This window comes from Microbispora sp. CA-135349, from assembly GCF_050947365.1.
GTDB lineage: Bacteria > Actinomycetota > Actinomycetes > Streptosporangiales > Streptosporangiaceae > Microbispora.
In genome coordinates this window covers 4,866,884-4,887,030 of record NZ_CP192001.1, presented here as the reverse complement: position 1 = coordinate 4,887,030, position 20,147 = coordinate 4,866,884, and the positions used below count along the sequence as shown (strand labels likewise).

Here is a 20,147-nt window from a genome sequence, read left to right as displayed (position 1 = left end):
AACCGTGCCACCAACTAGTTGGTTGACACCCAACTGGTTGGTTGGCTACTGTCCCGGCCATGAGCAGATCAACTCACGCCGTCATCGAGACGGCACCCGCGATGCACCGTCCCCCTGAGGCGGACTCCGAGGGCTACGCGCCGTTCGCGCGGACCGTGGCCGCGTTCGTGCCGGCCGGGCTGCTCGCCACCGGGCACCTCTACGTCGTGATCCCCCTGCTGGCGCGGATGTCGGCGGAATGGGGCGCCCCCGCCGCCGTCCTGACCTGGCTGGTCAGCGCGTTCGGCCTCGGATACGCGGCGGGCTTCCTGCTGTTCGGCCCGCTGTCCGACCTGTACGGCAGGCGTCGCGTGATGACCTGGGGCATGGCGGCCACGGCGGTGACGACCGCGCTGGTCGCGCTGAGCCCCGGCTCCGGGGCGGCGCTCGCGCTCCGGGTGGTCGAGGGCGTCACCACCGCCGTCTTCGCCCCCACCGCGTTCGCGTACATCGCCGAGCGCGTCGAACCCCGCCGCCGGCCCGTGACGATGACCTCCGTGGTCAGCGCGTTGTTCGCCTCGGCCGTGGTCGCCCAGCTCGCCGCCAAGGCCCTCGGGGACCTGCTCGGATGGCGGACGGTCTTCCTGCTTGGCGCCGCCGCGTTCGCCGTCGTGACCGTCGTGCTGCGCCGGGTGATGTTGCCCGACACCGGCCGCGGGGCGGGAGGGAACCCCTACGCCGCCGTTCCGGCGCTGCTGCGCGATCCGCGCCTGGTCCTGGTGTACGCCGCCACGCTCACGGTCCTCGGCGCGTTCGTCGCCCTCTACACCGCGCTGCAGCTCGAAGGCCCCGCGGGCATCGCCGGCGACCCCTCGGCGCTGCTGACGCTGCGGGCCACCGCACTGCCGGCGATCGTCGCGATCCCGTTCGCCACGCCGTACCTCGCCCGGATCTCCCCGGCCCGCAGGGCGGCGCTGGCCCTCGGGCTCGCCGCGGCGATCGCGCTGGTGGTCGGGCTGACCGCCCCCGGTGTCGCCGTGCTGGCGGTGCTGCTGGCCGTCTTCGCCTTCGCGATCGGCGTCGCCGCTCCCGCCGTGATCGAGACCGTGGGCCTGCTGGCCGGCCCCGCGCGGGCCACGGCCGTCTCCCTGTTCACCTTCTTCCTGTTCACGGGGGCCAGCATCGGCCCGGTCGCGGCCTCGGCAGCCGCGCCGTACGGCTTCGCCGCTCTCATCTACGGCGTGGCGGGGGTGCTCGCGCTGGGAGGGGGGCTCGTGCTGATCGCCTCCTCCGGCCGCCGCATAAGGTGATGCCAGTGAAAGTGGCGGACAGGGGGAGGACGGGCGTGCTGCCTGAGGTGGAGGCCTGGCTGAGTCGGCGTGCCTCGTCGGCGGCCGACTGGCCGGCCCGCGCCCTGCTGTCCGCCAAGGGAGGCGCCACGATCTCGGTGGTGCTGCCCGCGAGGAACGAGGAGGAGACGGTCGGGGAGATCGTCTCGGCCGTGCGGCGCGACCTCGTCGAGGCCGTGCCGCTGGTGGACGAGCTGGTCGTGATCGACTCCCGGTCGTCGGACGACACGGCGGCCCGGGCCTTACGCGCCGGGGCGAAGGTCTTCGCGCAGGACGAGATCCTGCCCGAGCTGCACGATCCGCGCTACGACGGCAAGGGCGAGGCGTTGTGGAAGTCCCTCGCGGTGACGACCGGCGACCTGGTGGTGTTCGTCGACGCCGATCTGCGCGAGTTCCGGACCTCGTTCGTGACCGGCCTGCTGGGGCCGCTGCTGGCCGACGCCGCGGTGGGATACGTGAAGGCGTGCTATGACAGGCCGCTGCTCGGCGCGGCGGAGCCGAACGCCGGGGGCAGGGTCACCGAGCTGGTCGCCCGGCCGCTGCTCAACCTGCACTGGCCGCTGCTCGCCGGGTTCGTGCAGCCGCTCGCGGGGGAGTACGCCGGCCGCCGCGCGGTCCTGGAACGGGTGCCGTTCGTCACCGGGTACGGCGTGGAGCTGGGACTCCTCATCGACCTGCTGGATCTGGTGGGGCTCGACGCGCTCGCGCAGGTCGACCTGGGCCGCCGGGTCCACTCCCACCAGTCGACCGAGGCGCTCGGCGGGATGGCCGGGCAGATCATGCACACCGCCTGGGCGCGGCTGGAGCGTCACAACAAGATCGTCCCGTTGCACGAGCCGTCCGCGCGGCTCGTCCAGTTCGAACGCGGCCCGGCGGGACACCGCCCGGTGACCCGGGACGTCGGGGTGGCCGAGCGCCCGCCGATGGCGACGGTCCCCCAATACGCCTCCCGGCTGCGCTGACCGGCTCCTCGGGTGTTACCGTTGGTAACACTTCAGGAGAGGAGAGCCCCCGATGACCTTCTGCCCCGAGTTGAGCGACGACCTCCGCGAACTGCGCGGCTGGGTCCGCGAGTTCGCCCGGGACGTCGTCCGCCCCGCCGGTGCGGAATGGGACGAGCGCGAGGAGACGCCCTGGCCGCTCATCGAGGAGGCCGCCAAGATCGGGCTGTACTCGCTGGACTTCTTCGCCCAGCAGTGGTTCGAGGAGTCGGGGCTCGGCCTGCCCGTGGCGTTCGAGGAGTTGTTCTGGGGCGACGCCGGCATCGGCCTGTCGATCGTGGGCACCGGCCTGGCCGCCGCCTCCATCGCCGCGAACGGCACCCCCGAGCAGATGGGGGAGTGGCTGCCCCAGATGTTCGGCACTCCCGGCGACGTCAAGCTCGGCGCGTTCTGCTCCTCGGAGCCGGACGCCGGCAGCGACGTCGGCGCGATCAGGACGCGCGCCGTCTACGACGAGGCGAAGGACGAGTGGGTCCTCAACGGCGTGAAGACCTGGGTCACCAACGGCGGCATCGCCAACGTCCACGTCGTCGTGGCCTCGGTCGACCCCGCCCTGGGCACCCGGGGGCAGGCGTCCTTCGTGGTGCCGCCCGGCACGCCGGGCCTGTCCCAGGGCCAGAAGTTCAAGAAGCACGGCATCCGCGCCTCACACACGGCCGAGGTCGTCCTGGACGACGTACGGGTGCCCGGACGGTGCCTGGTGGGCGGCAAGGAGAAGCTGGACGAGCGGCTCGCCCGGGCACGCGCCGGCGCGCGGTCCGGCGGGCAGGCGGCGATGCGGACCTTCGAGACCACCCGCCCCCTCGTCGCCGCCATGGCCGTCGGCGTCGCCCGCGCGGCCTACGAGTACGCCCGCGACTACGCCCGGGAGCGGGAGCAGTTCGGCCGCAAGATCGGGGAGAACCAGGCAGTCGCGTTCCTGCTGGCCGACATGGCCACCCGGGTGGACGTCGCCCGGCTGATGACCTGGCGGGCCGCGTGGACGGCCCGCAACGGCCGGGGGTTCGAGCAGGCCGAAGGCTCGATGAGCAAGCTGGTCGCGAGCGAGACCGCCGTCTGGGCGACCGAGCAGGCCATCCAGATCCTCGGCGGGGCCGGCTACACCCGCGAGCACCCGGTCGAGCGCTTCCACCGCGACGCCAAGATTTTCACGATCTTCGAGGGCACGTCGGAGATCCAGCGCCTCATCATCGGCCGCGCCGTCACCGGCCTCCCCGTCCGTTAGCGGTGGCTGCGGGGCCGATTGCTCGGCGGGCAGAGCGATCCGATGAGGTGCACGTCCGATCTCTGCCGGCGGCTGCCGTTCCAGCCGCCGGCGGAACCGCTGTCTCCCAGCCCGCCTACGCGGCGGGACGTTCAGGGTCATCCAGGCTGGTCGCGCCGCGGCGGCGCTCGGGGGTCATCCACGCCTTGCCCTCCGCCGCGACACCCTCGAGGACATGCAGAGTGTGGCGCAGCCCGGCCGCGTCCAGCGATACCTCGGAGATCTCTTCGGGATCCTCGGACTGCTGGTGTTCCTCCGGTTCCGGCCCGATCATCTGAGCGGGGATCTTCTGGCCGTCGATGAGGGAGAGCTCGAAGGTGTGCGCGTTGTCGTCCGACTGCCGCACGTGGACGGCCGTGACCGCCTCGAAGCGGTAGTTCAGCCGATTCCGATCGTGGAAGGTGCCGTCCGCGAAGTGAAGCCTGGCGTTGCACTGCCGCACCCCGTCGGCGGTGATGAGGAAAATCATCATCTCGTACTTCCGGTACCGCCAGGGTCCGCCTGATACCCGCGCCCGGGTCGCGGAACCGCTCCGCGCCTCGATGAAGGCGTAGGCGACGACGTCGCTCATCTTGAGCCGGTAGTGCCGCAGCGCCTCGTTCAGGAGCACTTTGCGATCGCAGTCCAGCCAGGCGGCCATCTCTCTGTCGTCGGGCTTGTCGGCGAGCCGGTGCTTCCAACGGACGTAGGCCGCCGCGCACTCGGCCGACAGCTTCTCGGCATCAGACGTGTCGGCGATGAACCGGCGCCGCGCGAGGGCGATCCGCAGCCAGGCGCGCTCGGCGATCCAGCCGGCCGCGATGGCCAGGACGACCGACGCAATCCCGGCCGGCCCGCCGGTCCGCACCGCGCCGCTCACCGCCCAGGCCCCTCCGGCGGCGAAGGCCATCGCGCCGAGCACGGCCGTCGCCATCGTGCGCGGAGGAGTGGCAAGTTCGTGACGGTAGCTCCACAGCGTGCCCTCCGCCCATCGGTCCGCCACCGCACCGGCTCGATGGCGGATCAGCTAGTTGAACGCCTCGACCTTGATACCCGTGTCGCGATACGCGTCCGCCACCTCGTCGCGCATGCGCCTGCGGATGCCGGCCGTCCACGTGAGCCACACTTCGCGGTCCATCCCGTTCGGCATGTACTTGACGAGGTAGTACGCGAACCGATGGTCGACTCTCCGCGCGAAGCGATCGGGGGGCGTGTCGGTCCTGGGGCGTGGAGTCGGCGCGTACGCCTCGTCCATCTCCCGCCGCCGCCCCGAACGGAAGCGCCATTCCAGGCCGGCAGGGGCGGCGACACAGGCCCCGACGATGCCAAGCAGATAGGCGAACAGAGCGGAGATCCGGCCGCCCTGCACCAGCAGCAGGCCGATGTGCGCGGTTCCCGTGACGGACGCGACCGTCCCCGCCACCGCCTTGAGCCACGTCGGAACGGGAACCCGTTCCTGCTCGGGCTGCCGCACCTGTGGATCGGCCGGCTCCGGCTGGAAGAACTTCCAGACCCGGTGCTCGCGGCTGCCGGCCTTCTGCTGCTCACAGGCGTCCCGCAGCGTGAGACGCCACATCTGGTCCTTGATCGGCCCGTCGAGGAACAGCTCCATATGGCGCAGGATCATGGTCCGCTGAGCCGGGCGGAGCCCGTCGAGCTCCGCCATCAGACTGCGGACGTCCGCGTCGGGCTTCTCCGCCGCGTCCAGAAGCCGGCGGACGGTTCGCACGCCGTCGGCCCAGGAGTCGTCGCCGGTGAGCGGGAGAAAGCGGTCCGAGTCTCGCAGGCGGGCCGCCTCCTGGGCGGACAGCTCCCGGCGGGTCCTGCCGCTGACCATGGCGAGCAGCCAGTAGAAGCACAGCCGGTTCGTGAGGTAGCCGGATGCGAGTGCCTCGTCGATGAGCCGCAAGGCCCGGCCCGCCGCGCCGCCCTCGAGGAAACGCGCGCCGGTCTCGAACTTCTCCTGAGGCGACGGATTCAGCGACATCTTGTAGTGGTTGACATCGCCGTGTACGACGGCCGCCTGCACGTCGACATGCGCGGAATCGGTGGCGGAGTTCGTCGCGGTGTTCTGCGGCGGCGTCATGACAGGGCCTGCGCGAGGGCAATGACGGCCGCCAGTTCCGCCGCCAGCTCGCCGACATCGCTGATCAATCCCCGCAGCTTCTTGAGCGCCAGGGTCAGCCTGCTTTTGCGCTCCGGCGCCTTCGACCGCAGAGCCTCGTCCGCCACCGTGAGCTCGGCCTCGGCCGCTGCGTAGGTGTCCTCGTCCAGGCGGCCGTCCGCGCGCGTCCGTTCCAGCCGGGCGCGGAAGGCGGCGAGCGCCTGCTCCAGGTCGACCGGCTGACGCGGGTCTGGGCCGAACCGGACGCCGCCGTGCACGACGCCGGCCTGAACGCCGACCTGGGCGTTGTCACGTGCGATGTTGTACGTCGTTCCCTGCTCCGGCATCCTGGTTCCTCTCGCCGCCGCCTTCGGTAGCCAGCCGCCGTCCCGGTCCTCGGCGGCGATCTCTTCGGCCAGCGCGGCCGCGAACGTCGCGGCGTTGGCCACGGCCCGCTGCTGCCACCGTTCGCGGTCCGTCACCTCCTTGGTTCCGTCGGCCCGGTCGCTGATGCCCCTGATGACGACCACAGGCAGTGCGCCGTTCAGATGTCCCGCCTGGGCCACACCGGCGCCTTCCATCTCGACAGCGAAAGCGTCGTTGTAGTTCTGCTGGATCCATCGGGCATGTCCGGACACCTTGGAGTTCAGGACCACCTCACCGGCCGCGATCGCGCCGAAATGCACCTGCGGGACATGGCCGGGATCGGGGAGATCACGCGTCCACGCGCCGATGCGGCCGATGTGCCGCGCGAGTTGATCGGCAGCGTGCGAGGTATCCCAACCGCGAGGGCGGCTCTTGAGTCCGTCGTCCTCGCTCGTTCCCCCGTGATAGGCGTAGACGCGGGTCGCCACAACGACGTCCCCGAGAGCGATGTGAGACTGGAGGGCGCCCGCCACGCCCACGAACAGCAGAGCGGCCGGGGCGAACTCGGCGATGGCCCGTTCGGCCAGCACGGCCGCCGACTGGTTGCCCGTCCCGACATGGGCCAGGGCCAGACGGCAGCGGTCGCCGTTCAGACGACCGACCTCGAAACGGGTGCCCTGCTGATGGCGGTGTAGCTCCGGGTCGAGCAGCTTTCTCCGGATCGCTTGATATTCCAGGTCCAGCGCGGTGAGGATCACGATCGGGCGGTCGCTCACTGTCCTACTCCATTGCGTTCGGCGGTTCGGCGGGCCGGACCATCGGCGGATAGAGGACTGTGCACGGACCGGCTCGGAACAGCCGGGCCGGCCGGCCAGTGGTGGCCTTGCGGGCTGTCCCTGCCGGGACGATGAACCCTTCGGTCTTCTGGACCTTGCGATAGAAGTTCCGGGGATCGAGTGGGATCCCCCAGACCGCCTCGTACACGTCCTGCAGATCGGTGATGGTGAACGTCGGTCCGCAGAAGGCCGTGGCGAGGGAGGAATGTTCAAGCTTGACGCGAGCACGTTCTACGCCATCCGTGATGATGCGCCGATGGTCGAAAGCGAGCTCGACATCGCCGGAGAACACGTGCTCGACGGGCTGCCATCCTGCGTCGGCCGCGTCCGTTCCCGCGGTCGGCTCCGGCAGGCGGGGTGCGATGGCCAGGTACGCCACGGACACCACGCGGCCACGCGGGTCGCGACCCGGGTCTCCGTACACGCCCAGTTGCTCAAGGCTGAGGGTTTCGACGTCGAGGTCGGCCTCCTCCGACAGCTCCCGGCGGGCCGCGGCGGTGATGTCCTCCTCGGCGTGCTGGAGAAATCCGCCGGGTAGCGCGAGAGCACCTTTGTACGGCTCGACACCGCGCTCGACGAGCAGCACGTGCAGGCTCGACTGGCGCAACGTCAGGATCACCAGGTCAACCGCGAGGAGAACGACGGGCGGCACCCATTGGTCCTCGGTCATGCGGCAGAGACTATCTTTTTGTCAAACTGACAGAAATAGCCGCGAGGTAAGACGTGTCAGTCCCGGAACGGGGCCGAGGCGAGTGCGGCCAGGCCTGACATGCTTCGCTGAGGAACGAGGGGAAGGCGCCACCACGTGCGCCGCAGGCGCGAGGCGTACGCGGGCCGCCTCCTGGCGGCCACGCCTGATCGTCCTCTCCGGGTTCGGGGCTGTGGCGTCAGGAGACGGCCCGGGATGCCCTGCCGGTGGTGCTGCTCGCAGCGGTCAGTGGGGTGGTTCGCCGGTCAGGAACTCGTTCAGGGCCGAGATGATGACCTCTCGGGACTCCGGACGCGCGAGGGCGGCCGGCTGGAGCGAGGGGTACTTCGCGTAGCCGGCGGGTTCGAGCTGGTCGCGCAGACGGGCCGATCCCGGAAGGACGCCGAGCCTCTCGGCGAGCTGTGCCATCCGTTCTTCTGATGCGCCGTGGTTGCGGATGGACCCGAAATTGACAGCCAGGACCGACTTGGCCGGACTCGTGTAGATGCTCCACACGGAGGCCGTGTCCGAGCCGAGATTGAACCAGGCGGTCACCGACGGATACTCGCCCTCGCCGAAGTAGTACTCGTGGAAGGACGGGTGGCTCTCGGCGTGACGGTAGACGGCCAGCAGTGTCTCGCGAACGTCGGCGGGACAGTACCGCTCGACGGCCTGGAGGAAGCCGGGCTCGTCCCACGTGCGCTTCACCCGGGAGCCGGCGGCCTGTCCTGCCCCTTCTGCCGAAGGGGCGCCTCGCATCTCGCCCGCACTGTCGGGGCTCGGGGCGGGAAGGGTGTCGCCGAGGGCCAGTTGGATGGCGATGGCCATCGTTTCGAGCCACTCGATGGTCGCCTCCGCCTCGTCTGCGGTGATCGGGGCCTTCTGCCCGGGGCGTACCGGATCGTGGTCGGCGGTGTGGGCGATGTTGTTCCTGCGCCAGGCGATCTCTCGCAGCCTCGCGCGGACGCCGTCCGCGGTGATCGGATTCTTGGCGTCCTGCCCGGTCAGGACCTCGGCGACCTTCACCCACAGATTCACCGTGCTGACGTAGGCGAACCCTTCCTTGATCTTCTCCGGGTTCTGGAAGGTCATGAACGCGAAATGCCGCTCCAAGTGGGCGCGGAAGGTCTCCCCGACAGGTTCGCCGCGATAGTGAACACGCTCGAACAGCTGGACGGGGATGTTCAGATTGTCGAATCTGGGAGGACGGGGCACATGCGGAGCCAGGGCAAGAGCCACGGCCCGGTCGACGATCTCGCGCGTGATCCAGTGGTCGAGAGCCGCCACGGCCTGGGTCCAGGCCGCGCGGTAGAGGTCGGTGACGTCGAAGGAGCCGACCCCGAGCCGCTCCAGGTTGCGCCCGCCGTCGACGAGCTGCCGGGCGTACTCGAGGTTCTGCTGGAACTGCTCGAACGCGGCAGGAGTCGGGTCGGGCGGAGGCGGAGGCTGGGGACCGCCCACGGGCGGGAGATCGACGCCGGTCTGGGCGAGCATCGTACGGAACCGGTCGGCGGTGACGCGCCGCCGCGGGTCGGCCCGGCCGGCGTGGTCGAAGGTCAGGCCTTCCTTCTCGAGCACCTCACGCGGATCATCGGTCCGTTCCGGGTCCAGCCAGCGGAACTGCGGAGAGATCCGCCCTCCCGACTGCAGGACCCGATGAGCATGGCCCGTGTCGGCGCTCTCGGCCATGAAGCCTCCCACCGACTGCGCCGACATGCCCACCAGGGCCGCCAGGTCGCCATACGTGGTCCAGTGGCCCGGCTCCAGGCGCTCCAGGGCCTCCAGGACGACGTTCCAGCGGGGGTCGCTGTAGACACGACCCTGTGGCGGCAGCCTCCTCGCCCGGTACTGCCGCGCCAGTTCGCGGTAGAGCTCGGTGCCCTCGAAGCCGTCGAGCGCGCGGACACCGGCGTCGGTGATCGCCCAGCCGTTCCGTTTCGTCATCCAGCCGAGAGACGCGGCCTCTCCCGTGCGGAAGCCCAGTTGCGCCCACCACCGTTCCTGGCCGTGCGCGTTGGGCCCCCGCAGCTCCGGGGGTATCGTCACTCTCCCTTCGACTTCCTTGCGAACCTCTTCGGGTCGCAGCGGCCGTCCGGCCTCACGCAGGAGCTCGAGCGTGGCGCGGAGAATGGGAGAGATCTTGTCGGCATAGGCCATCGGGGGGATTCCTGCCTTTCAACTGTCGCCCCCGGCAGGATAAACAAGCGCTCGGTGAAAGTCCCTCGTCTCACGTAACCCTCACCTCTTCGGACGCGGGTGAAACAAGGGCATACGGGTAGAAAGTGGGACCGGGGCCGGGAGAGCGTGGGGAAACGGCCGATGACGACGGCGTTCATCCTGTGGGGAGGCGGCAGCCTGGGGGCCGCGCAGGTCGGCATGCTCCGCGCGCTCACCGCTCACGGGATCCGCGCCGACATGGTGGTGGGCGCCTCGATCGGGGGACTCAACGGCGCCTACTACGCCTCCCGTCCCGACGCCGCGGGAGTGGAGGAGCTGGCCCGGCTGTGGCTGTCGGTGAGCAGCCACGACGTGTATCCGGTGAGCGGGCCCGACGTGCTCCGCACGCTGACGGGAAACCTGCCCTTCCATCCCCTGCGGGGAGCCCTGCAGGCACTGGGCGTGCTCAACTACGCCTTTCCGCTCAATCCGGCCACACTGGCCGCGGCCGCGCTCGGCCGCCGCAACTACCTGTTCGACAACTCCTCCCTGCGACGGTTCCTCGAACGCATCCTGCCGATCCACGCCCTGGAGGAGACGGCGACCCCGCTGTCGGTGCTCACCGCGGATGTGCGGACGGGGCGGCCGGTGGTCCTGTCGCGGGGACCCGCGCTGCCGGCCCTGCTGGCCAGCACCGCGATCCCGGCCCTGTATCCCACCGTGACGATCGGGGACCGCGTGCTCATGGACGGCGGCGTCGCGGACCTGACCACGCTGGACTACGCGGTGGAGGCGGGCGCCGACGAGGTGTACCTGCTGGCACCCGGATTCTCCTGCCACCTGCCGGCCGCGCCGTCGACGGCCATCGCCATGGCCCTGCACGGTTACAACCTGCTCAGTGAGCAGCGCATCAGCGCCTCGATCAGGCAGAACAGGCGGCGGACCCGGCTGCACGTGCTGCCGCCGCTGTGCCCGGTCGAGGTGCTGCCCGTCGACTTCCGCGGTACGGCCGACATGATCGAGCGGGCGACCCGGTCGACCACGCATTGGCTGGAGCGGCACGAACCGCACCCCGGTCTCGCCCGTCCGCTCGGCCCGCCGCACGGCGAGCACCACCGGCGGTGCGGGCCGGGACACCCGGCATCTCGCACAGGGCGCACCGCACCGTAGATCGCCTGGTCGCAGGGGGTTCCGCTGCTCGCGACCCCAACACGTCGACGTACAGATGTCCGCCGACACGCTGCTCGTCCGGCCTCGCCGCCTCCACCGTCACCGACGGGGTGAGCAGGGCGTCGGCGTAGTGGGCGCCGCGCCACAGATCGAGCGGCCGTGAGGGTCCGTGGGCCTCAGCCGGGGGCTCGGACATCCCCCGAAGGGGCCGGTACTACAACCGGGTTTCGTGACATGGATCGTGAACGTGTCGTGGCGGAGCCGCCGTCTTCCCGGCGGGGGTGCTCACAGGTGCCAGGAGACGGCGGACTCCGGCCGGTGTGAGGGGGACCGGGCCGCACGGGCTCTCCGGGCGTGGACGGCGGAGACGGCCAGGTACGCGTGGGCGAGCATCGCCAGGGTGATGTGCCGGTGCCAGCCGTCGAACCGCCTGACCTGGTAGTGGTCCAGGCCGACCTCGTTCTTGGCGGCGCGCAGGCACTCCTCTGCCGCCCGGCGGGCGCCGGCGACGCGGACGAGCTGCTCGATGGTGGTGCCCGTGGGGCCGAAGCACAGGTGGTACACCAGGTCCCGGGGGTCGGCGATAGTCCGGCGGATCAGGAGCCACCGCTGCCACGCGTCCTGCCCGCCGGGAGGGTCGCCGGGAGGGTCGCCGGGCCATGGCGGCAGGGTCGCCATGGCCCAGTCGTACATGAGACCTTCGGCGGCTCGGCCCGCCGAGACGCGTTTCCATGCCCGCGGGGGCGCGTCAGCGGTCACCGTGTCGAAGCGCGGGCCGGTGTCGCCGGGGCCGATCGATCGGCTCCCCGGCACGGCCAGCACATACCCGATCCGGCGGTGCTCCAGGTGGCGGCGGAATTCGCGGTCATCGCCGTAGGTCTCGTCGGCCGTCATCCACCCGGCCGGGACGCCGGCGTCCAGAGCCCGGTCGAGCATGGCGGCGGCCAAGTCGGATTCGGTGGCGAACCGCGTCTGCTCGGGGATGCCGGCTCGCGCGCATCGCGCCGGGTCGCCGATCCAGCTTTCGGGCAGGTACAACTCGGCGTCGATCAGCGCGCACCCGCGTGCGGAGGCGTAGGCCAGGAACACTCCCAGCTGGCAGTTCTCCACCCTCCCGGCCGTGCCGGAGTACTGACGCCGCACCCCCGCGGACTGGTCCCCCTTCTTCGGGAATCCGGTCTCGTCCACGACCAGCACCCCATCGGGTCCCCCGAGGTGCTCGACGACGTAATCCCGCAGATCGGCGCGTACTTCCCGGTGCTCCCAGCGCATGTCGTTCAGCAGTCGTTGCATGCGATGGGGCCGGGCTTCACCGGCGGCCTCCGCCAGTTGCCAGCCGTTCTTGCGCTCCACCGGCGCGAGGAGCCCGACCAGGTAGGCGCGCGCCTGACGGCGGGGCTCCACCCGGCCGAATCGGCCGGCCACCCGGCCGAACAGTTCATCCAGTCCCACCGTTCGGGACCGTGCGTCATCGGCCCTCACCGGATCCGGCACGGAATCGACTATAGATAACGAAACCTGACTGCAGAAGGGGCGGATCCATGGTTCGCCGGCTCGTCTGGGCGAAGTTATCGCAGGCCGGGGAATTCAGGATGTCCGTAACTCAGTAAAGGTCTGAGTCATGGCTCTTTTCGCCTGCGCGATGTGATGCAGTCTGCTGCGAAACCCCAGGTCAACTGGCCTTTGCCATGCTCGGATCGAGCCCTCGAGCGGAAATCAAGGGGGTTGCGATGTATACCTATTGTTCACCTATAGTTGATACGTACTTCACCATCAGAGGGGGCTGATCCGTGGATTCAGTACGTTCTACCGCTGTCAGTGGCCATATGCAGTTGCGCGAGTTGCTGCTCGGTATCGAGGGTCTGGCCCTGCTGCGCGGGATGAACGACGGCGACGACAAGACGGTTGAAGCGCGCATCGACGAGGTTCGGTGGCTGGCGGACGCGGGGAACACCGCCGTCGATGAGCGCATTCCGGTGCGCGAACTGGACGTCGAGGCTCTGTATCGAGCCTGGGCGGACACCTACGACGACGCCAGCCGGCCGATCCGCCCGATCGAGGAACCTGTGGTTTGGTCTCTGCTGGAGCAGGCGGCGCCGGGCCGGGCTCTGGACGCGGCGTGCGGCACCGGTCGGCACGCTCGCAAGCTGGTCGAGCTGGGCCACCGGGTGACCGGCGTCGATCTCTCTCCGGAAATGCTGGCCAAGGCCAAGGAGCAGTCTCCCGAGGTGGATTGGCGGACGGGCGACCTGGCCGACCTTCCCCTGGAGTCCGGGTCGTTCGACCTGGTGGTCTGCGGTCTGGCGCTGGACCATTGCCCCTCGCTCCTAGAGCCGGTGGCCGAGCTGGCCCGGGTGACCCGGCCGGGTGGCCGTGTCATCGTTTCCGACATAAACCCCCTGATGTCGATTCTCGGGGGCGCGGCGCACGTCAAGCTGGACCAGGGAGTGCGTGGCTTCGCCCGCAATCACAGCCATCTGCACAACGATTTTCTGACCGCGTTCCAGGAGGCCGGCCTCGAAGTGCGACGGCTCCACGAGCCGCGATACGAAGCCGGCCACCTGGCGCTCAAGCGGACCGCTATGTCGCTGGTGCCGGACGCGACGCTGGCCGCCTATCTCGGGTTGCCGGCTGTCGTGGTCTGGGATCTGCGGCGTCTATAAGCGGTCAAGACCAGAGTTCGAACGGCTCACTGAGCTTCTCCCCGGCCAGGAAGCCAGTCAGCAATTGGGGAAGACTGCGGGGATAGAACTGTTCGGAGCTGGCCACCACTTCGGCGATCGGCCACCAGCGAAAGTCGAAGTAGTCATCGCGCTCGTAGTCGAGGCGACCGGCCTCGTCGATCAGGTCGCCTGGGCGGTCAAGGCGCACCTCGACCACGACCTCATGCTGGAGATGCCGTCGATCGCGGTGCCGGAACGAGGCGGTCCGGCTCCAGTTCGGTGGCCTGACCTGTTCGGGGGAAATGATGATGCCGGTCTCTTCACGCAGTTCCCGCACCGTGGTTTCCAGGTAGGTCTCGCCCTCGTCAATGCCGCCTCCGGGTAGTTCCCACCACTGGCCGAGTTCCGGCGCGGTCAGTTCGTGAGTGTGAAAAAGCAGGATGCGGTCGCCGGTGTCGCGAAGCACGATGCGAACCGCGTCACGTTCGAAAATCGGCAGGTCCTGGGGGATCTCGACCATGACCAAACCTTTCGTCTCGGGAGTGTCAGCCAAGCGTATAAGAAGGAGTGGCGGGTGATGCGTGCTGTCGTATTCGACAGGGCTGGATTGGTGGTGGTCGACGAAATCGACGATCCGGTCCTCAGTGCCCCCACTGATGCGGTGGTCGGCGTAGTCGCCGCCGGTGTGTGCGGATCCGACTTGTGGTACTTCCGGGGAATCGACCCGGTGGAGCGGGGCGCGCCGCTCGGACACGAATTCGTGGGTGTGGTGCGCCAGGTCGGCACGCAGGTCGAGAATTTCCGGGTCGGCGACGCGGTGGTGGCGCCGTTCAACTACGCGGACGGCACGTGCGCCGCGTGCCGGCGCGGACTGCCGTCGTCCTGCCCGGCAGGCGGCTTCTGGGGCGGGGCGCCGGGACGCGGCGGCGCCCAGGCCGAGGCGATCACGGTTCCCTTCGCCGACGCCAATCTGGTCCGCGTGCCCGCCCCCTCCGACGACAAGGAGCTTTTCCGCTACCTGCTCGCGGCGGACGTGCTGCCGACCGCCTGTCACGCGGTGGCCAACGGCGAGATCACCGGTGACTCCTCGGTGGCCATCGTCGGGGACGGTCCGGTCGCCCTCGCCACGGTGCTGATGGCGAGCCGGGCCGGGGCGGGCGCCATCACCGTGGTCGGCCATCACGCGGATCGGCTGGCGGTCGCCAGTTCGTTCGGCGCGACTCATGTGCTCCTCGCCGAGGGCGACGCGGTTTCGGCCGGCGAGCAGACACGAAGACTCGCGGGAGAGATCACGACGGTCATCGAGTGCGTCGGCACCCAGGCCGCCCTGGACACCGCCCTGGCCTGCGTGCGGGACGGTGGCCTGCTTTCCTGGGTGGGGTTGCCGGTGGGTGACAGCGTCATCTCCATGATTAACGTGTTCGACCGGAATCTGACTCTGCGTGGCGGGGTGACCCCGGCCCGGCATTACCTGCCGGGAATTATTGACTCGATGTCGTCGGAGCTGGACCGATTGGCGTCTCTCGTCGATTTCTCGTTCCGCCTGGATGACGCGCAGGCGGCCTATGAGGCGATGGACCGACGTCGCGTGATCAAGTCGGCACTCATCCCTTGACTGGTTACTTGACCGTATCTACTCGTTAATGTTATGTTCATTCGCGGTTTATGTGCAGATCGGCTGACATCTTCCACCCGCGCCCGTCTCGATTTGAATAGGTCGATGGCGGCTTGCGCGAAGAGGGGGTACGGAAGTCATGCGCGAAATAACCTACCGAACTCCATCCATCCCCGGCCCTGACATTTATGTCGAGGTCATGACGCTCGCCGCCAAACTGGACGCCATCAATCTCGCGCAGGGCTTTCCGCAGGACGCTCGGGCTGCCGCGGTGGCGGAGCAGGCCATCGATGAAGGTCTTCTGCGACACACTCAATACACCTCCCTGTTCGGTCTCGCCGAGCTGCGGGAGGTGCTGGCCGAGCGGGCCGCGGCCGCGGGTCTGAACTACGACCCCACGACCGAGATCACCGTCACGATCGGGTGCACCGAAGCGGTCGCCGTGGCGTTGCTGGCGGTAGCTCCCGCGGGATCGGAGGTCCTGACTCCCGAGCCCTTCTACGACAGCTACCCGGGGGTCGCCCGGTTGGCCGGGGCGCGCCTGGTCCCTGTCCCGATGGCCGACCGGAACGGCGGCTTCGAGCTCGACATCGAGGGGATGCGGCGTGCCGTCACTCCCGCGACCCGGGCCATCCTGCTGAACTCGCCGCACAATCCCACCGGATACATACTGTCCGAACGTGCCGGTGCGGAGCTCGCCCGGCTGGCCGTCGAGCATGACCTGTACGTCGTCAGCGACGAGGTCTACGAGGAGCACGTCTACGACGGCCCCCACGTCCGCATCGCCGCCTATCCGGGCATGCGGGAGCGCACGGTGGTCTGCTCGTCGGCCTCGAAGATGCTCGCTGTCGGCGGATGGCGGGTCGGCTGGGTGCTCGCGCCGGAGGCGGTCAGCGATGCGATCCAGCACCACCACCGCCATCTCACCTTCGCCGTGCCGACGCCGCTGCAGGCCGGGGTGGCGGGGGGACTGAGGTGGGCCGGGCGAACCGGGTACTTCGCCGACCTGCGGGCCGACTATCGGCACCGCCGGGACGTGTTGTCCGCCGCGCTCGCCGAAGCGGGGCTCGCGCCGCGGGCCGCGCCGGGCGGCTTCTTCGTGGTCGCCGACGTGGCGCCGTGGGGCGCGACGCCGTCCGCCATGGGGCCCTTCGCCAAGCGGCTGATCCGCCGAGCCGGAGTCGCCGCCCTGCCGATGGGCGACTTCTTCGCGGAGCCGAAGCAGGCCGGAACGCTCATGCGCTTCGCCTTCTGCAAACCACTGCCGATGCTGCTCGAAGCGGCGCGCCGGCTCGGTGAACACGGCAGCTTAGGAGGGCTGGCCGTCGAGCACGACTGACCATGCCGGAGATTCACGCGGGAGAGGAACGCGCGTGCCAGATCGGGGCCTTCACGTCGCCATGCTCGGCATCGACGGAACGGGCAAGTCGACGATGGCCGAAATGCTGTCCGAGCTGCTGTCGGCGGACGGCCATGCGGTGAAGAAACTCAGTTATCGCGGCGAGCTGAGAGAGGCGAGCCGGACCAACACTCGGCACGCCCTGCAGGAGCTTTGGGTGGAATCACTTCGGCTGCTGTATCTGGGCGTCGAGGAACTGGTGCCGCCGCCGTCGTACGTGGAGTTCGACGGCGAGGACTGGGAGCGGCGGCTCCGCGACACGCCGGTCGCGGCGAACGTTCCCGTGGGCCCCCTGGCCGCCGCCTGGCTGGAATGGGTCGGCCAGGTGCTTCTGCGCCACGAGTCGGTGATCCCGAACCTCGCGGCCGGAGTGCATGTGGTGGATGAGAGCTTCGGGCTCAAGACGGCGTTCCGCGAGCTCCTGCTCGCTTCCCGGCTGAACGCCGATCCCGCCATGGCCGACGAGATCGGCACCGCGAAGACCGTTCTCAGCCGGCTGTTCGCCACCTGCCGGCCGGACATCGGCCTGGTCATCACCTCGCCGATCGAGCAGGCGTACCGCTGGCGGATGCGCCAGAAGGGCGCGCTGGGCATCTTGGAGTCGATGACGGTCGCCGGGGGTGATGCGCACCTGGACGGCTTCGTCGAGATCCAGTCCACGTGTGACGCCTATTTCCGCGAATTCGCGGCGTCGGCGGGCTGGACCGTCTTCGAGATGGAGGACCTGCCGCCACAGGACAACTTCGACCGACTTCTCGGCGTGCTGAGAGCGCATCCCGTGATGGCATCGCTGCTGCCGGATCGGGGCGAGCACGCCGGCTCCGTCAGCACGGCCGACGCGACCGGAGGACTGCACGTATGAGCCTTGTCAGCGCCTACAACGAATGGGATCCGTTGGAGGAAGTCATCGTCGGATCCGCGATCGGGGCCCGGGTGCCACGTGCCGAGCGCAGCATCCTGTCGATCGACTACCACGAGATAGGCGACCCCGCCGCCCTGCCGTCCGGCCCGTACCCGAAGGACGTCGTCGATCAGACGGAAGAGGAGCTGGAACAGTTCTGCACGGCCCTGGCCGGTCTGGGGATAACCGTGCGCCGGCCGGCGCCGTCCGATCCCGACGCCGTGCTGCGCACCCCGCTGTGGGAGACGGACGGCTATTACGACCACGCCCCTCGCGACACCGTGCTGGTCGTCGGCGATCTGCTCATCGAGGCGCCCATGGTGATTCGGGGACGGGCCCTGAAGCAGGCGCTCTACCGCGATCTGATGCTCGAGTACTTCCACAGCGGCGCCCGGTGGATCGCGGCGCCGAGGCCCCGGCTGGCCGATGAGACCTATCGCCCGGAGCTGCCGGAAGGACAACGGCTGGCGAACCTGGAGCCGGTCTTCGACGCGGCCAACGTGTTACGCGTCGGCACCGACCTGCTCTATCTCGTCTCGGACGGCGGCAACGAGCTCGGCGCCCGATGGCTGCAGGAGGCGGTCGGTCCGCAGTACACGGTGCACCCCTGCGGCGGTCTCTACACCGCCGCGCACGTCGACACCACCATCGTGCCGCTGCGCCCCGGCCTGGTGCTGCTGAACCCGGAGCGCGTGACCGAGGAGAACCTGCCGGAAATCTTCGCGTCGTGGGACAAGATCTGGTGCCCGGAACTGGTGGACATCGGCTTCGCCGGGCCCGCGCCGGTGAACTCCGTCTGGATCGGCATGAACCTCCTCAGCCTCAGCCCCGACCTTGTCGTGGTGGAGCGGCGCCAGGTCGGTCTGATCAAAGAGCTGGAGGACAAGGGCATCGACGTACTGCCGCTGCCACTGAGCCATGCCCGTACCTTCGGCGGCGGCTTCCACTGCGCGACACTCGACGTCCGTCGTCGCGGAACCCTCGAGTCGTACCGATGACCGGCGCCGATCTCGTCGTCGACGTGCTGGCCGACGAGGGCGTCCGGCACGTCTTCGGCAACCCCGGGACCACGGAGCTGCCGTTGGTCGCCGCGTTGTCGCGCCGCGGAGAGCCGGGTTATGTGCTCGGCCTCCAAGAGAGCGTGGTCGTCGGTATGGCGGACGGATACGCTCAGGCCACGCGCCGGCCCAGCTTCGTCAACGTGCATGCGATGGCCGGGCTCGGCAACGCCTTGGGCAATCTGACGAACGCCCAGGTACAGGGCTCCCCCATCGTGGTCACCGCCGGCCAGGCCGACCAGCGTCACCTGGTGGCCGACCCGCTGTTGTCCGGGGATCTGACGGGTCTCGCCGCGCCGGTGACGAAGTGGGCGCACGAGGTCCGCCGGGTCGACGATCTGGAGGTCGTGCTGCGCCGCGCCTTCCGCGACGCGGCGTCGCCACGACGCGGCCCGGTGTTCGTCTCCTTGCCGACGGATGTGCTACAGGCTGAGACGCCCGCCACGGACCGGACCCCGAGGTCGGCCGTGATCCGGGACAGCACCGCGCCGGGCGTGGAGGATCTTCTCGACATTCTGCTCGGCACCGCCCCGGATCGAATCCTGGTGGTGGCCGGCGACGACGTATCCGCCGGTGACGCGGTCGGAGCGCTGGTGGAACTCGCCGAGGCCCTGGGAGTCGCGGTGCTCGGCTCGTCGTTGTACGGCACGACCGTCTTCCCGACGACGCACCCGCTGTGGGCCGGTGAGATCGGCCTTACGGCCGGAGACATTCGGGAGACGCTCCGCGGCTACGACCGGGTACTGGTGCTGGGCGGCCGGGCCTTCATGGCGTACGGCTTCGATCCCGGTCCGATGGTGCCGTCCGGTGTCGAGCTGCTCCAGATCGCCGAGGACCCGCACCAGATCGCCAGGTTCGTTCCGGTTCGCCTCGGCCTGGTCGGCGGCCTGCGTGCCACCCTGCGGAAGCTTGCCGCGGAAGTACGCAAGCGCGGCGATGCCGGCCGGGCGGCGACGTCGGCCGCGGGGCTGGCCACGACGCATCTGGCGAACCGGGCCGAGCGCGAGGCGGCCGCGCTGGACCGGTATCCGGACTCGCCGATGGCGCCGCAGGCGGCGGTGCATGCCCTGCTCCGCGCGATTCCGGATGACATCGTCGTCGTGGACGAGTCCATGACCTGCGACGAGCACGTGCGCGCCCTCCACCGAACCGACGGTCCCGGACGCTACTTCGCGGCGCGGGGCGGAGGCCTGGGCTGGGCGATGCCGGCCGCCCTCGGAATCTCCCTGGCGTACGAACGGGAGCCGGTGTTGTGCGTCGTGGGCGACGGGTCGGCCATGTACAGCCCGCAGGCGATATGGACGGCCGCGCACGAGGGCCTGCCGGTGGTTTTCGCGGTCGTCAACAACGCCCAGTACCTGATGCTCAAGCGGAACCTCCGCCGGACGACCGGGCGGGACGACATGTCGTTCGTCGGCATGGACGTCGACGACCCGGCGGTGGACTTCCTCGCGCTGGCCGAGGCGATGGGCGTGGAAGCATGCCGCGCCACCAGTCCTGCCGACGTCGCCGAAGCGGCGGAATTCGCCTGGTCCCTCGGCCGGCCCTACCTCATCGACCTGCCCATCGGCCCGGGATGATCAGGCGCTCGCCCCCAGCGCCGGCCGTCCGTCTCACG

Annotated in this window: 17 protein-coding genes; 10 read left to right on the top strand and 7 right to left on the bottom strand. The window is 69.7% G+C overall.

From position 1 onward, the window contains the following. The first annotated feature begins 59 nt into the window (after positions 1-59). Genes ACQPZZ_RS22655 through ACQPZZ_RS22645 form a run of 3 tightly spaced genes read left to right on the top strand, consistent with a single transcriptional unit; the run spans position 60 to position 3,554 of the window. Positions 60-1,289, top strand: coding sequence for an MFS transporter (locus ACQPZZ_RS22655; RefSeq protein ID WP_432921563.1), 1,230 nt, complete (start codon positions 60-62; stop codon positions 1,287-1,289). A gap of 35 nt (positions 1,290-1,324) precedes the next feature. Then, a complete protein-coding gene (locus ACQPZZ_RS22650) occupies positions 1,325-2,290 on the top strand; it encodes a glucosyl-3-phosphoglycerate synthase (protein ID WP_432921560.1) in 966 nt (321 codons plus the stop codon). A 52-nt stretch (positions 2,291-2,342) separates the two neighbouring features. Next, entirely contained in the window at positions 2,343-3,554 is a 1,212-nt protein-coding gene (locus ACQPZZ_RS22645; protein ID WP_363645034.1) for an acyl-CoA dehydrogenase family protein, read from the top strand. 115 nt (positions 3,555-3,669) lie between these two features. Here ACQPZZ_RS22645 and ACQPZZ_RS22640 read toward each other — a convergent pair whose 3' ends face one another. The 5 genes from ACQPZZ_RS22640 to ACQPZZ_RS22620 all read right to left on the bottom strand — a co-directional run bounded on the left by ACQPZZ_RS22640 (position 3,670) and on the right by ACQPZZ_RS22620 (position 9,612). Further along, positions 3,670-4,575: a hypothetical protein gene (locus tag ACQPZZ_RS22640; RefSeq protein WP_432921557.1), complete on the bottom strand. Its 906-nt coding sequence runs from the start codon at positions 4,573-4,575 to the stop codon at positions 3,670-3,672. A 24-nt stretch (positions 4,576-4,599) separates the two neighbouring features. After that, on the bottom strand, positions 4,600-5,658 hold the full coding sequence (locus tag ACQPZZ_RS22635) for a hypothetical protein (RefSeq protein ID WP_432921554.1): 1,059 nt from the start codon (positions 5,656-5,658) through the stop codon (positions 4,600-4,602). Then, positions 5,655-6,818 carry a 5'-methylthioadenosine/S-adenosylhomocysteine nucleosidase gene (locus tag ACQPZZ_RS22630; protein WP_432921551.1) on the bottom strand — a complete coding sequence of 388 codons (1,164 nt, stop codon included), beginning with the start codon at positions 6,816-6,818 and terminating at the stop codon, positions 5,655-5,657. Before ACQPZZ_RS22630 ends, ACQPZZ_RS22635 begins: the two co-directional genes overlap by 4 nt. A gap of 4 nt (positions 6,819-6,822) precedes the next feature. Then, positions 6,823-7,548 (bottom strand): NUDIX hydrolase, encoded by a 726-nt coding sequence (locus tag ACQPZZ_RS22625; protein WP_432921548.1) that lies wholly within the window; start codon positions 7,546-7,548, stop codon positions 6,823-6,825. A gap of 264 nt (positions 7,549-7,812) precedes the next feature. Further along, positions 7,813-9,612: an MGMT family protein gene (locus ACQPZZ_RS22620; protein WP_432921545.1), complete on the bottom strand. Its 1,800-nt coding sequence runs from the start codon at positions 9,610-9,612 to the stop codon at positions 7,813-7,815. Between the two features lie 273 nt (positions 9,613-9,885). Between ACQPZZ_RS22620 and ACQPZZ_RS22615 the strand changes: the two genes are divergently transcribed. Then, positions 9,886-10,893, top strand: a complete 1,008-nt coding sequence (locus ACQPZZ_RS22615) for a patatin-like phospholipase family protein (protein WP_432921542.1) — start codon at positions 9,886-9,888, stop codon at positions 10,891-10,893. Between the two features lie 285 nt (positions 10,894-11,178). Here ACQPZZ_RS22615 and ACQPZZ_RS22610 read toward each other — a convergent pair whose 3' ends face one another. Next, positions 11,179-12,375 (bottom strand): IS701 family transposase, encoded by a 1,197-nt coding sequence (locus ACQPZZ_RS22610; RefSeq protein ID WP_432934490.1) that lies wholly within the window; start codon positions 12,373-12,375, stop codon positions 11,179-11,181. Positions 12,376-12,719: 344 nt separating this feature from the next. Between ACQPZZ_RS22610 and ACQPZZ_RS22605 the strand changes: the two genes are divergently transcribed. Continuing rightward, on the top strand, positions 12,720-13,556 hold the full coding sequence (locus tag ACQPZZ_RS22605; protein WP_432921539.1) for a class I SAM-dependent methyltransferase: 837 nt from the start codon (positions 12,720-12,722) through the stop codon (positions 13,554-13,556). Positions 13,557-13,560: 4 nt separating this feature from the next. On the opposite strand, the gene ACQPZZ_RS22600 is transcribed toward ACQPZZ_RS22605, so the two are convergent. After that, complete coding sequence (locus ACQPZZ_RS22600; protein WP_432921536.1) at positions 13,561-14,076, bottom strand: NUDIX hydrolase; 516 nt, start codon at positions 14,074-14,076, stop codon at positions 13,561-13,563. A gap of 57 nt (positions 14,077-14,133) precedes the next feature. Between ACQPZZ_RS22600 and ACQPZZ_RS22595 the strand changes: the two genes are divergently transcribed. The 5 genes from ACQPZZ_RS22595 (at position 14,134) to ACQPZZ_RS22575 (ending at position 20,109) form a co-directional block, all read left to right on the top strand. Further along, positions 14,134-15,171 (top strand): alcohol dehydrogenase catalytic domain-containing protein, encoded by a 1,038-nt coding sequence (locus tag ACQPZZ_RS22595; RefSeq protein WP_432934488.1) that lies wholly within the window; start codon positions 14,134-14,136, stop codon positions 15,169-15,171. A 199-nt stretch (positions 15,172-15,370) separates the two neighbouring features. Continuing rightward, entirely contained in the window at positions 15,371-16,510 is a 1,140-nt protein-coding gene (locus ACQPZZ_RS22590) for an aminotransferase class I/II-fold pyridoxal phosphate-dependent enzyme (protein WP_432921533.1), read from the top strand. Between the two features lie 34 nt (positions 16,511-16,544). Next, positions 16,545-17,432 carry a hypothetical protein gene (locus tag ACQPZZ_RS22585; protein ID WP_432921530.1) on the top strand — a complete coding sequence of 296 codons (888 nt, stop codon included), beginning with the start codon at positions 16,545-16,547 and terminating at the stop codon, positions 17,430-17,432. After that, positions 17,429-18,469, top strand: a complete 1,041-nt coding sequence (locus ACQPZZ_RS22580; RefSeq protein ID WP_432921527.1) for a hypothetical protein — start codon at positions 17,429-17,431, stop codon at positions 18,467-18,469. The genes ACQPZZ_RS22585 and ACQPZZ_RS22580 overlap by 4 nt, the downstream gene beginning before the upstream one ends. Further along, a complete protein-coding gene (locus ACQPZZ_RS22575) occupies positions 18,466-20,109 on the top strand; it encodes a thiamine pyrophosphate-binding protein (RefSeq protein WP_432921524.1) in 1,644 nt (547 codons plus the stop codon). Before ACQPZZ_RS22580 ends, ACQPZZ_RS22575 begins: the two co-directional genes overlap by 4 nt. The last annotated feature ends 38 nt before the right edge of the window (positions 20,110-20,147 follow it).